Source organism: Sulfitobacter sp. M39 (assembly GCF_021735935.1).
In the GTDB taxonomy this organism is placed as follows: domain Bacteria; phylum Pseudomonadota; class Alphaproteobacteria; order Rhodobacterales; family Rhodobacteraceae; genus Sulfitobacter.
Map to the genome: position 1 here is coordinate 43,684 of NZ_WMDZ01000001.1, position 12,068 is coordinate 55,751.

Annotated in this window: 13 protein-coding genes and 1 other RNA gene; 6 read left to right on the forward strand and 8 right to left on the reverse strand. The window is 62.1% G+C overall.

The window, feature by feature from the left end; all coding sequences use genetic code 11:
• Positions 1-5 precede the first annotated feature (5 nt).
• The gene (locus tag GLP43_RS00260; protein WP_237277737.1) at positions 6-1,955 is read right to left on the reverse strand and encodes an extracellular solute-binding protein; all 1,950 of its coding nucleotides are present in this window, start codon (positions 1,953-1,955) and stop codon (positions 6-8) included.
• 187 nt (positions 1,956-2,142) lie between these two features.
• Positions 2,143-2,652 carry a c-type cytochrome gene (locus GLP43_RS00265; RefSeq protein WP_237277738.1) on the reverse strand — a complete coding sequence of 170 codons (510 nt, stop codon included), beginning with the start codon at positions 2,650-2,652 and terminating at the stop codon, positions 2,143-2,145.
• Between the two features lie 132 nt (positions 2,653-2,784).
• Between GLP43_RS00265 and GLP43_RS00270 the strand changes: the two genes are divergently transcribed.
• The gene (locus tag GLP43_RS00270) at positions 2,785-3,633 is read left to right on the forward strand and encodes a prephenate dehydratase (RefSeq protein WP_037953939.1); all 849 of its coding nucleotides are present in this window, start codon (positions 2,785-2,787) and stop codon (positions 3,631-3,633) included.
• Between the two features lie 22 nt (positions 3,634-3,655).
• On the opposite strand, the gene GLP43_RS00275 is transcribed toward GLP43_RS00270, so the two are convergent.
• Together GLP43_RS00275 and nudC are read right to left on the reverse strand one after the other, a co-directional pair.
• Positions 3,656-4,123: an SRPBCC family protein gene (locus tag GLP43_RS00275; protein ID WP_005850040.1), complete on the reverse strand. Its 468-nt coding sequence runs from the start codon at positions 4,121-4,123 to the stop codon at positions 3,656-3,658.
• 36 nt (positions 4,124-4,159) lie between these two features.
• Positions 4,160-5,128 carry an NAD(+) diphosphatase gene (nudC, locus tag GLP43_RS00280; protein ID WP_237277739.1) on the reverse strand — a complete coding sequence of 323 codons (969 nt, stop codon included), beginning with the start codon at positions 5,126-5,128 and terminating at the stop codon, positions 4,160-4,162.
• Positions 5,129-5,276: 148 nt separating this feature from the next.
• On the opposite strand from nudC, the gene ffs reads away from it, so the two are divergent.
• Positions 5,277-5,374, forward strand: an RNA gene (ffs, locus tag GLP43_RS00285) — signal recognition particle sRNA small type.
• Positions 5,375-5,608: 234 nt separating this feature from the next.
• On the opposite strand, the gene ypfJ is transcribed toward ffs, so the two are convergent.
• Positions 5,609-6,454 (reverse strand): KPN_02809 family neutral zinc metallopeptidase, encoded by an 846-nt coding sequence (ypfJ, locus tag GLP43_RS00290; RefSeq protein WP_237277740.1) that lies wholly within the window; start codon positions 6,452-6,454, stop codon positions 5,609-5,611.
• A gap of 63 nt (positions 6,455-6,517) precedes the next feature.
• On the opposite strand from ypfJ, the gene GLP43_RS00295 reads away from it, so the two are divergent.
• The 4 genes from GLP43_RS00295 to recR all read left to right on the forward strand — a co-directional run bounded on the left by GLP43_RS00295 (position 6,518) and on the right by recR (position 9,785).
• The gene (locus tag GLP43_RS00295) at positions 6,518-6,880 is read left to right on the forward strand and encodes a DUF202 domain-containing protein (protein ID WP_237277741.1); all 363 of its coding nucleotides are present in this window, start codon (positions 6,518-6,520) and stop codon (positions 6,878-6,880) included.
• 34 nt (positions 6,881-6,914) lie between these two features.
• On the forward strand, positions 6,915-8,663 hold the full coding sequence (locus tag GLP43_RS00300; RefSeq protein WP_237277742.1) for a DNA polymerase III subunit gamma/tau: 1,749 nt from the start codon (positions 6,915-6,917) through the stop codon (positions 8,661-8,663).
• A 110-nt stretch (positions 8,664-8,773) separates the two neighbouring features.
• Positions 8,774-9,118 carry a YbaB/EbfC family nucleoid-associated protein gene (locus GLP43_RS00305; protein WP_237277743.1) on the forward strand — a complete coding sequence of 115 codons (345 nt, stop codon included), beginning with the start codon at positions 8,774-8,776 and terminating at the stop codon, positions 9,116-9,118.
• 73 nt (positions 9,119-9,191) lie between these two features.
• Complete coding sequence (gene recR / locus GLP43_RS00310) at positions 9,192-9,785, forward strand: recombination mediator RecR (protein WP_005850052.1); 594 nt, start codon at positions 9,192-9,194, stop codon at positions 9,783-9,785.
• A gap of 12 nt (positions 9,786-9,797) precedes the next feature.
• Here the strand turns inward: recR and GLP43_RS00315 are convergent, their stop codons facing one another.
• The 3 genes from GLP43_RS00315 to GLP43_RS00325 are packed head-to-tail and all read right to left on the reverse strand — an operon-like array spanning position 9,798 to position 12,018.
• Entirely contained in the window at positions 9,798-10,745 is a 948-nt protein-coding gene (locus tag GLP43_RS00315) for a 3-hydroxyacyl-CoA dehydrogenase NAD-binding domain-containing protein (RefSeq protein ID WP_237277744.1), read from the reverse strand.
• Positions 10,738-11,316, reverse strand: a complete 579-nt coding sequence (locus GLP43_RS00320; protein ID WP_237277745.1) for a histidine phosphatase family protein — start codon at positions 11,314-11,316, stop codon at positions 10,738-10,740. Before GLP43_RS00320 ends, GLP43_RS00315 begins: the two co-directional genes overlap by 8 nt.
• Before the next feature lie 30 nt (positions 11,317-11,346).
• The gene (locus GLP43_RS00325; protein ID WP_237277746.1) at positions 11,347-12,018 is read right to left on the reverse strand and encodes a TetR/AcrR family transcriptional regulator; all 672 of its coding nucleotides are present in this window, start codon (positions 12,016-12,018) and stop codon (positions 11,347-11,349) included.
• Positions 12,019-12,068: the final 50 nt, after the last annotated feature.

Consider the following 12,068-nt stretch of genomic DNA (forward strand, 5'->3'; position numbering starts at 1 on the left):
GGCGTTTACCTCAGTGCGCCTGCAGCGCGCAAGGCGTCTGCTTTATCGGCATTGTACCACCAGAAATCGAGGTAGCCCAAAGCGTAAGGCGGCTGCGTTTCAGGGTGTTCGTACTGGTCGTAATAGGCTGTCCAAAAACTGTCGTTATACCAGGTCGGGATCATGAAAAATTCATAGCGCAACGCCCGATCCAGCGCCATCAGGCTGGCGTCCTCTTCCTCTTTCGTGTCGGCTGCCAGCGACGCGGTCACAATCGCATCCACCAACGGGCTGGCAAGCCCCGCAGGGTTGAACAGCGAATAGGCCGCCGCCTCTGACCCATAGCGTTGTTCTAGCCCGGTGCCCGTGCCCAGAAACGCCCCATAGCTGTCATAGACCATGTCGTAATCGCGGTCCCGTTCGCGGGCCGTGTATTGGGAACTGTCGACTTTCTCGAGCACGGCATCAATGCCCATGTTCTGCAAATTCGACATAAAGTTTTCGATCACCGCCGACAGAGTCGCCGACCCGGACGAGTTCAGCAAGAACCGCAACTGCAAGGGTTTGCCCTGTGCATTATAGCGTTTGCCGTCATCGCCCACGGCCCAACCGGCCTCGTCCAGCAGCTTCATCGCGCGGCGCAGGTTGCGACGGTCCGACAGGCGGCTCGCATCCGACGTATGCGGCACCACCGCGTCTTGCGTCAGCAGTTCGGGCGGCACGACATCGCCAAGGCTTTCCAGCAGCGCCAGTTCCGCCCCTTGGGGGGCACCCGTGGCCATTAGCGGCGTGTCCTGCGTAAACGACGCCCGCTGTTTGAACAGCCCGTATTGCAGCGATTCATTGGTCCATTCAAAGTTGAACCCCAGGGCCACGGCCTCGCGCACGCGCTTGTCCTGCAAGACCTCCCGGCCAAGGTTGAACACGATGCCCGAAGGCGTGGGAGGCGACCCGTCGGGGATATCCTCTTTGACCACCTGCCCCGCGGTCACCTTGGGGAAGTCATAGGACGACGCCCATTGTTTCGAACTGCCCTCGGTACGGAAGGTATATTCACCCGCCTTGAAGGCCTCGAACGCGGAATTCTCGTCGCCAAAATATTCAACCCGGATTTTATCAAAATTGTTGCGGCCCACGTTGAACGGCAGGTCCTTGCCCCAGTAATCGGGGTTGCGTTCATAGACGATGCGACGGTTCACATCGATGCTGTCGATCATATAGGGGCCGGACCCGGGCGAGGTTTCCAGCCGCGATTCGTCCAGCCGCGCGCCGGTTTCCTCGTACCATTTTTTCGACCATGCCGGCACGCCGCCGACCTGTTCGATCAGGCTGCGCCGGGACACGCCGGGGCTGAAATAGAATTTAATAGTGTAATCATCGATCACCTCGACCTTGGGGATCAGCTTGCGCACTGCATCGGCATAGGATTTCAGCCCCTGATCCAGCAGCAGGTTGTGGCTGAAGGCGATGTCATGGGCCGTCACCGGATCACCGGTCGAGAATTTGGCGTCCTTGCGCATGTGGAACACCACCCAATCCTTGCTCTCGGGGTATTCAAGGCTCTCGCACAGCAGGCAATAGGCTTCGCCGTAAACATCCGCGGGCACGATCTCTCCGCCGACGCCCTCGCCGAGCAGGCTTTCATACATCACCGTGCTCAACGCGCCGCCACGGCCCTTGCGCGAATAGGGGTTCATCGAATCAAACGTCCCAAGGGTAGAGATTGAAATCTCGCCGCCTTTGGGTGCGTCGGGGTTCACATAGTCGAAATGGGTATAATCGGCGGGGTATTTCAGATCGCCGTAAAAGGAATAGCCATGCGCGGTGATGATCTTGTCACTGCCCTGCGCGGCGTCTTCTTGCCCCCAAGCTGCCCCGCCCAGCATCGCGGCCCCGAAGACAAGCAAGGCCGCACCAGCGACGCGCAGCATGGGGGTTTGCGATTTTGTGTCAGTATGGGCATGGGTCCGGGGCATCGGGCGTATCCTTTATAACAACAGGCGATAGACGAGGGTCGTCGCGGCAGAGCACTGCCGGATACACGCTAACGGCCCGACCGCCCAAGTTACAAGTTGCGAATATGTTACCTGACTGAAAACAGGGCACTTCACAGCAAAAGGCCGCCCACGAGGGGGCGGCCTTGCAATCGGAATATGGGGTGGATCAGTTGTCCAGGCTGTCGAGATAGGCGATCACATTCGCCCGGTCTTCGATCTTGGGCAGACCCGCGAAACCCATCGTGGTGCCTGGTGCGAAACCGGCAGGCTTGGTCAGGAAGGCGTTCAGGTTCTCGGGGGTCCATGTCTCAGCGGCTTTCTCAAGCGCGCCGGAATAGGATGCATACCCGTCAGCGGAATCAACCGGACGCCCGACAACACCGTAAAGGTAGGGACCAACCGCATTCGCACCGTCTTCGGCCTTGTGACAAGCGGAACATTTACGGAAAACCTTTTCGCCCTTGGACGGATCGGCGGCCGCCATGATCTCGGCAAAATCGACTTCTTCTGCGGGCTCCCCACCAGCGGAGGCATCAGCCACTTCAATCACATAGCCCTGTTCGCCATGCGACCCCGCATGATAAAGCTCTTCGCCCGCGAATTTGCCAAGCAGAAGGACAAGCCAAGCGCCAAACAGGCCGGCAGCGATTTTGGTAACGGTCATTGTATCGAACATGCGTGAAGGTCCATCGTTGGTATTCGGGCATCGTATTGCAGGCGTATCTATTGCTTTCCCTTCGTCGGGGCAAGGTGTAGTTACCGCGACCAAACGCCATAGTTGGCAACGGCTTGAAGAAGGATGCCCCTGATGACCAGTAAAACCGCGCCGCGCATCGCTTTTCAAGGTGCTTTGGGGGCCTATAGCCACGAAGCCTGCCTGCAAGCCCGCCCCGACATGATCCCCGTGCCCTGCATGACCTTCGAAGGGGTGATCCGCGCCGTGCGCGAAGGCCGCGCCGATCTGGCGATGCTGCCGGTCGAAAACTCGACCTACGGGCGGGTCGCGGACATCCACCGGCTGTTGCCGCAAAGCGGGCTGCGCATCATCGCAGAGGCCTTCGTGCGCGTGCGCATCAGCCTGATGGCCCATGACGGTGTGAAGCTCGAAGATATCAAACACGTGCGCGCGCATATGGTGCTGATCCCGCAGGCGCGCAGCTGGCTGGACGCCCATGGCATCACCTCAGAGGCCGCGGCCGATAGTGCGGGCGCTGCGGCGGATCTTGCGGTGTCGGAAGAACGCGATGTCGGTGTGCTGGCAAGCGAGGTCGCGGCGGATATTCACGGGCTCAAGGTGCTGGCCCGCGACATCGAGGATCTGGACCATAACACCACCCGCTTCTTGCTGATGTCGCCCGATCTGGACCAGACCCGCCGAGCGGAAAACATGCTGACCACCTTTGTCTTTCAGGTGCGCAACATCCCTGCTGCGCTTTACAAAGCTATGGGCGGTTTCGCGACCAATGGCGTCAACATGACCAAGCTGGAAAGCTACATGGCGGGCGGGTCGTTCACGGCGACACAGTTCTATGCCGATATCGAAGGCCACCCCGAAGACCCCGCCGTTGCCCGCGCGCTGGAGGAACTGGCGCATTTCACCAACTTCATCGATATTCTGGGCGTCTACCCCGCGCATCCCGACCGTCACGGCCAGTAAGCCGGCCACCGCCGCAAACCCCCTAGCGGGGTTTGTGGTAGCGGTCTTCCATGTCCTTGGCGTAGTCGCCGACACGTTTCTTGAACTTCTTGGTCAGCGAATTCTTGGCCAGTTTCAACGACTGCACCAGCAGACGGGCCGACAGGTTTTGCGGCTTGAGCTCTAGCGCGACCATGATGCGGGTGCGGCTGCGCGACAGGGCGACGAGATCAAAGCTCATGTCGCCAGTCAGACCCTGCGAACGGGTGTTCAGCTTCATTTCGGTCGGGCGGTCAAAACGGTCCATCTCGACCTGAAGCTCGCGCCGTTTGCCGCGCATGTCAAAGGCAGCTTCCCACTGCATCCCCGGTCCCGCTTCTGCCAGCCGGTCCACGCGCTGCACCTCTGCGCCGCGGCGCATGGCGGCGCGTTCGAACTGGTCAAATTCGCACAGCATGTCGAATACCGCATCAATCGGCGCGTCGATGTCTTCTTTGGTGGAAAATTTCATGTTCTGCCTTGTCCGTCGTCTTTCCCGAAGGTTGCCTTAATCCAGCGTATCCGCAAGCCAGTTTTCCAGCAGGAAATGCGCAATCGCCCCCTTTCGGGCCGGTTTGATCTTGGGGTGTTGCCCGGCAAAGACATCCATCATGTCCTCTTTGGACACCCAGAAGGCCTCTTCGATCTCTTTGGGGTCGATGGTGATCTCGTGGCTTGTCGCCTCTCCGGCGCAGCCGAACATGAGCGACGCGGGAAACGGCCAAGGCTGACTGGCAAGATAGCTGACCTGACCGACCTGCACGCCCGCCTCTTCAAACACCTCGCGGCGCACGGCGGCTTCGAGCGTTTCACCCGGTTCGACAAACCCCGCCAAAAGCGAGAACATCCCCTCGGGCCAGCCCGGCGACCGCCCCATCAGGACAGAGTTGCCGTGGGTGATCAGCATGATCACAACCGGATCAGTCCGCGGGAAATGCGAGGCGCGGCAAGCGGGGCAGTTGCGTTGCCAGCCTGCGTCATTCACCACGGTTTCAAAGCCGCAGCGGGCGCAGTAGCCGTGATTTTCGTGCCACGCCAGAATGGCCTTGCCGGTCGCGGCCAGTTCGGCGTCACGCGGGCTGAGCCACGTCATCACGCGGCGCATTTCGACGAAAGCATAGTCGGGCGGCAACATCGGGTGGCGCTGTTCGCTTTGATCCACGAAAGACCCCAGCTGGCGCGGGTCGAAGTCATCGGGCATCCACGGCGACAGGTCATAGGCAAAACACGCGGCCCCCTCTTCGCGCCCCAGCAAGATCGGGGCAGAGCCGGCATCCGCCAGAACGGGGTGATCCAGCGGCAAACGCACAACAGACGCGGGGCGCGCGGGGTCGATCAAGACCTTGCCCCGCCAAAACAGAATGGCGCGGGCGGCATCATCGGCGCGCAATGCGGCCACGGCCTCCTTGTCGGCGCGAACCTCTCCGGCGCGGTCAAGCGCTGACCCTCCGAAAGTGACCGTCTCGGCGTGCTTCATGCGTATCCTCCCGTTTGCGTGCACCATGCCTATTGGCCAAACCGCGCGATGCCAAGGCTGCATGGCCCCCTGCCCGATAAAAACGCCCGAGGGAAAAACGCCTTTGGGTCCGTCTTGCATCCCACCGGACCCTATACTATATGGGCGGTGAGAGGTTGGTGCGGGCAGGTGCCTCGCCAACCCGGTCAGATCCGGAAGGAAGCAGCCGTAACGAGACCCACTTGGGTCGTTATCAGCCTCTCACCCCAGCGTATTTTGCCCCGCAAAATACGCGTCGCCCCGCAGGGTCATCCAAAGGATGGCCCGAGAGGGGCAGCCCCCGCTCCCTGATTTTTCCGCAGTGCCTCAATGCCCCGCAGCGCCTCCATGCGTTTGGCTATAGGCATTTTGGCACGGCCGAAAGCAACAGGTCAGGTTACCCACGGGTAACTTAACCTGCTGTTTATACTCATTATTTTTCCGTTACGGCACCGAGCGCTGTTACAGCTGCTCTGCCGCGAAAGTGTCGCATTGGCCGACCTGACCGCTGTCGAACCCGCGCTGGAACCAGCTGGAGCGCTGCTCGGACGTGCCGTGGGTAAAGGTGTGCGGCTGCGGGACGCGACCGGCCTGACGTTGCAGGTGGTCATCGCCGATCTTGCGCGCGGCGTTCAATGCCTCGTCCAGATCGCCCCGCTCCATCAGACCTTTGACGTTCTTGGCCCAGATGCCCGAAAAACAATCAGCCATCAGCTCGAGCCGCACGGTCAGGGCATTCGCCTCGGCCGTAGAGGATTGGCGGCGCAGTGCGTCGACCTTGGGTAGGATGCCCAGTTCGTTCTGGACGTGGTGGGCGACCTCGTGGGCAATCACATAGGCGGCGGCGAAATCCCCGCCTGCCCCCATGCGCTGCGCCAGAAGATCAAAGAATTGCGTGTCGATATAGGCCTTTTCATCCGCCGGGCAGTAGAACGGCCCCGTCGCGCCAGAGGCACCGCCACAGGCACTTTGCGTGACGTTGGAAAAGACAACGAGCTTGGGCGGCACGTATTCGCGACCCAACTGCTGTGGGAAAATCTCGCCCCAGACATCTTCGGTGGTGGCCAGCACCTGCGCGGTGAACTGCGTGGCCTGCGCGTCAGACTCAGACACCGGCGCGCCCTGCTGGGTTTGCGGCGCGCCGCCCCCGTTCAGCAAGGGCGATACGTCGATGCCGGTGAAATAGCCGATCGCCAGCACCGCCAAAACGCCGACGATCCCCAGACCGCCCGCACGCCCGGCACCGCCCCCGCGCCCGCCGCGGCGGACCTCTACGTTTTTGCTTCTTCTGATGCCGCGCAACCGCATAAATCTGTCCCCGTTATGTCAAATATTATTGTCAGCGTAACGCGCGACGCGCAGAATAGTTCAATGAATAAAAGCAATGATCTGGCCGAGAACCGCACCGACTGGGCCGAAGACCGCACGATTTTGGCGAACGAGCGCACCTTTGCAGGGTGGATGCGCACGGGGATGGCGTCGCTTGCGGTCGCAATCGGGCTTAAGGCGGTGTTCGGTGATTTTGACCCGACCTGGGCTGCGAAGGGCGTGGCGACGATCTTTGTCGTCGCGGCGGTCTATATCTTCTGGGCGGCCCATGATGCGGCGACCAAGACGCTGGACCGGCTGAACGACCACCACGCCAATGCGCAACCCAATGCGCGGATGAAGACGCTGGCGGTGATTTTCAGCTTTGCCTCGGTTGCGGTTGGCGGCATCCTTTGGATGCTCTAGGTTCAGGGCTTCAATCGAATCTTGCAGGATCGTCATGACAGCACCCTCTGCCTATCGCGTATTGGCCCGCAAATACCGGCCTGAAACCTTTGCCGATCTGGTCGGGCAGGATGCGATGGTGCGCACGCTGAAAAACGCGTTCGAGGCGGACCGCATTGCGCAGGCGTTCATCATGACCGGCATCCGCGGGACCGGTAAAACGACCACTGCGCGGATCATCGCCAAGGGGATGAACTGCATCGGGCCGGACGGCAATGGCGGGCCCACGACAGAGCCCTGCGGGGTCTGCGAACATTGCGTCGCCATCATGGAAGGCCGCCACGTCGACGTGATGGAGATGGACGCCGCATCGAACACCGGCGTCGGCAATATCCGCGAGATCATCGACAGCGTGCATTACCGCGCGGCCTCGGCCCGGTACAAAGTCTATATCATCGATGAGGTGCACATGCTGTCGACCGGCGCGTTCAACGCGCTGCTGAAGACGCTTGAGGAACCGCCAGAGCACGTCAAATTCATCTTCGCTACGACCGAGATCCGCAAGGTGCCCGTGACCGTGCTGTCGCGTTGCCAACGCTTTGATTTGCGCCGGATCGAACCCGAGGTGATGATCGCGCTGATGCGCAAGATCGCCACGGCCGAGAATGCACAGATTGCCGATGATGCGCTGGCGCTGATCACCCGTGCCGCCGAAGGGTCCGCGCGCGATGCCACGTCCTTGCTGGATCAGGCGATCAGCCACGGGGCGGGCGAGACAACAGCCGTGCAGGTGCGCGCCATGCTGGGGCTGGCGGATCGCGGGCGGGTGCTGGACCTGTTCGATATGATCCTGCGCGGCGATGCGGCCGGCGCGCTGGACGAGCTGGGCAACCAGTATTCCGACGGGGCCGACCCGATGGCCGTGCTGCGCGATCTGGCCGAGATCACCCATTGGGTATCCGTGGTCAAGATCACCCCCGATGCCGCCGAAGACCCCACCGTCTCGCCCGAGGAACGCAGCCGTGGCGTCACCATGGCGGAAACGCTGCCGATGCGCGTGCTGACCCGTCTGTGGCAGATGCTGCTGAAGGCGCTGGACGAGGTGGCAAGCGCGCCCAATGCGATGATGGCCGCCGAGATGGCCGTGATCCGCCTGACCCATGTCGCCGACCTGCCCAGCCCTGAAGAGCTTGCCCGCAAGCTGGCCAATACCACGCCTCCTCCCGCCCCGCCGCAGGGTCCGGGGGGCGGCGCGGCCGTGCCCGCCGGGGGCGGATCGACCAGCGCTATGGGCAGCCAGCAGATGTCGGGCGGGCCTGCGGGCGGCGCGACGATGGCGGCACTTGCCCCGGCGGTGGCGCAGGCTTTGGCGCACTACCCGACGTTTGAACATGTGGTCGAGCTGATCCGCAGCAACCGCGACGTGAAGCTGCTGGTGGAGGTCGAAACCTCGGTCCGACTGGCGGCCTATCAACCGGGGCGGATCGAATTCACCCCCACCGACAGTGCCCCCCGCGATCTGGCGCAGCGTCTTGGCACGCGGCTGCAACTGTGGACCGGCAACCGCTGGGCCGTGACCATCGTGGGTGACAGCAGCGCGAAAACCATCGCCGAGATCCGCGACGCCAAGGAAAACGCACTGAAATCGCAGGCGGAAAACCACCCGCTGATGCAGGCCGTCATGGCGAGCTTTCCCGGGGCCAAGATCCTGTCGATCCGCACGCCCGAGGAAATCGCCGCCGCCGCCGTGTCCGAAGCGCTGCCGGAGGTCGAGGATGAATGGGACCCTTTCGAGGACGACTGACCGCGCCCTGCCCTGCTCTGTCCGCGACCTGTCCACGCTGGGGCACCCCTTGTCGGGGGGCGGCAAAGACCGCATATACATAAGCAAATAAAGCTACAGGAGACGACCACATGCTTAAAGGTTTGGGTGCCATGGGTGACATGGCCAAGATGATGAAGAGCGCGCAGGAAATGCAGGGCAAGATGGCGCAGCTGCAAGAAGACATGCACAATATCATCGTCGAAGGGGAATCCGGTGCCGGTCTGGTCAAGGCGACCTGCACTGCCAAGGGCGAGCTGAAGTCGCTGGATATCGATCCGTCGATCTTCAACGGCGACGAGAAAGAAGTCGTCGAAGACCTGATCCTCGCCGCGATCAAGGACGCGCAGACCAAAGCCACCGATCGCGCCCAGTCCGAGATGAGCAAGCTGACCGAAGGCATGGGTCTGCCCGCGGATATGAAGCTGCCGTTCTGATCCTTCCAAATGGGGTTAAATCCTCGCCGAAGGCATTAAAACTCTTTCACACCAACGCTATGGGGGTCCACAGATGAGCAGCACACGCGACATTGATGCGCTCATCGACCTGATGGCGCGGCTGCCCGGATTGGGGCCACGCTCGGCCCGCCGGGCGGTGCTGCATCTGATCCGCAAACGCGCGCTGCTGCTGACGCCTTTGGCCGATATGATGCAGACCGTGGCGGCGACGGCGCGCGAATGCATCAACTGCGGCAATGTGGGCACCGCCGATATCTGCGACATCTGCACGTCGGAGAAACGCGCCAATGGCGAGATTTGCGTGGTCGAGGATGTTGCCGATCTATGGGCGATGGAGCGGTCGGGCGTGTTCAAGGGGCGTTATCATGTGCTGGGTGGCACGCTGTCCGCGCTCGATGCCATCGGCCCGCAGGAATTGCGCATCCCCCGGCTGATGGACCGCGTGCGCGACGAGGCTGTGTCTGAGGTTATTCTGGCGCTGAACGCCACCATCGACGGGCAGACCACGGCGCATTATATCGCGGACCAGCTTGAGGGTCAGGTGCGGTTGACCTCTCTGGCCCAGGGTGTGCCGATCGGCGGGGAGCTTGATTACCTTGACGATGGGACGATCACCGCAGCGATGCGCGCGCGTAAATCGATCTAGGGCCACGTGGCCTTAGGTTTTCCGATCCGCCAGCCGTTTGCGCATCTGTGCAAGTTCGATCAGGGCGGCGTCGCGTTCGGCCTCTAGCTGGGCGATGCTGCGGCCTGCGGCCTCAATGTTCACCCCGTCGACCAGACGCGCGCAGGTATCGGCGTCGAGCCTTGGCGCGCCGAGATTGTCCCAACGTTTCTGCTGGCTTGGCCCGAGATGGGCCAGATAGCCCGCCATGCCCCCGGCGCCCCCGCCAAGGTGATAGGCCATATGCGCCCCCAGCACCGACCAGCGCAGCCCCGGCCCGTTGACCAGCGCCTGATCCACCGCTTCGACATCGGCGATGCCCTCGGCGACGATATGCACCGCCTCGCGCCAGAGCGCCGAGGACAGCCGGTTGGCGATATGCCCCACCGCATCTTTTTTCAGCCGCACGGGCGCAGAGCCGAGACTGCGGTAGAACCCTTCGGCCCAGTCGAGCACCTGAGGATCGGGGCCGTAGACTTCGACCAGCGGCACTAGATGGGGCGGATTGAAGGGGTGTGCAGTGATCAGCCGGTCGGGGTGCTGCATCCCCGGCACAAGATCCGACCACGGGTGCGCCGAGGTGCTGGAGGCGACAATCACATCCGGCGTGACGATGCCTTCGATCTGCGCGTAAAGCTGGTGTTTCAGCGGCACGTTCTCGGGCGCGTTTTCCTGGATCAACACCACGTCTTGTAGGGCGTCTTGCAAACTCTCGTGGGTTGAAAGCGCGCCTTGGGGGGCCGCCCCTGCCGAGATTTCCTGCAGTTGCGCCAAGGGGCCCGCCACGCGGGCGGCGAAACCGTCGCGGGCACCTGTGTCAGGGTCCCACGCGCGGACGGTGTGGCCTGCGTGCTGGAACAGCGCGGCCCAGCTTGCGCCGATCAACCCGCAGCCGATGACGGCCACGGTGCAGGGGGGCATCATCGAGGTCGTGTCAGTCACACGACAGCACCGTTTCCTGCCCGTTTTCAAGGACATAGACGCAGCCCTGCCGGTTTGACAACTGGCCTAGATCTGCCCGGCTTAACCCGCAGAGCGCGCCGCGCAAAAGCTGGCCGCTGAGCCCGTGAGCGACCACGACGGTGGGTTCGGTCAGCGTGTCGACAAAGGCATTCACCCGCGCCTGAAACACGTCAAAGCCTTCGCCACCGGGAGCGGCGCAATAGAATTCCATATGGGGGCTTTGCGCCGTGATGCCTTCGGGCAGGTTCTTGAAGATATCGGCGCGCAGGTGGCCTTCCCAATCGCCGGCGAAAATCTCTTTCAGACGATCGTCGGTCTGGTAGTCCCGCCCGCCAAGGGCGATATCCGCGGTCTGGCGCGTGCGTTTAAGCGGCGACACGATGCAGGGCGGGTTATCCGCAAGGATAGGCGCCATCAGCTTGGCCTGCTGCTGCGCATGGACCTTGCCCCGTTCAGAGAGCACGGATTCGGTCTGGCCCTGCACCCTCCCTTCTGCGTTCCATTCGGTTTCACCGTGCCGCAGGAACCAGACTTTGGGATAGGATTTCATGACGTGGGGCCTTTTATCGCGTTGAGTTGCCTAGCACTTTGGCTCAAGCGCGCGCAGAACGCCACCCACACAAAAATCAAGCAAGAGCGGGCGGTACACCATAGGGCTTTCGCGCCGATCACTTTGCGACAGGCCCGCGATGCGGATGCCGCTTGCGACGATGGACACCATCGAGGACACGGTCAGCGACAGCACCGCGGCAAGCTGTTCACGGTCGGAATCAGGACGCAGACGCGCCATTTCGTCAAGGTAGATAGAGGCGACGCGATCATAAAGCGGCCCTGCCTCGCGGTAATAGCGTTCGTCAGACATGATCCGCGCCACCAACTGCGCATAGGCCCGCCATTGCGGATCCCCGCGCGAGGCGATTTCGAGGTACGGGGTGACATAGGCGTCGATCAGCGTCTCCAGCGTGAGCCGCTCTGTCGATTTAAGCGCATCAAGCCGCGCCATGCGCATGGCGTTGAGCGTTTCGACCCGCCGTTTCAGCACGGTCACGAAAAGCTCTTGTTTGGTGCCCCCGTGAAAGCCGACCACACCCAGCGTGACCTCGGCCTCGCGCGCGATCTGGCGGATGCTGACCGCATCAAAGCCAAGCTCGGCAAAGCAACGCTCTGCCGCGTCGAGCACGCGTTCGCGGGTGATCTCGCCGCGGGCGACGCGACCATCCTTGCTTGTGCCGTCTTCCTTTCGGTCCGTCATGACACCACGGTCCCTCTGATCAGGCCATCAAGGTGCATGACCTGCGCGTT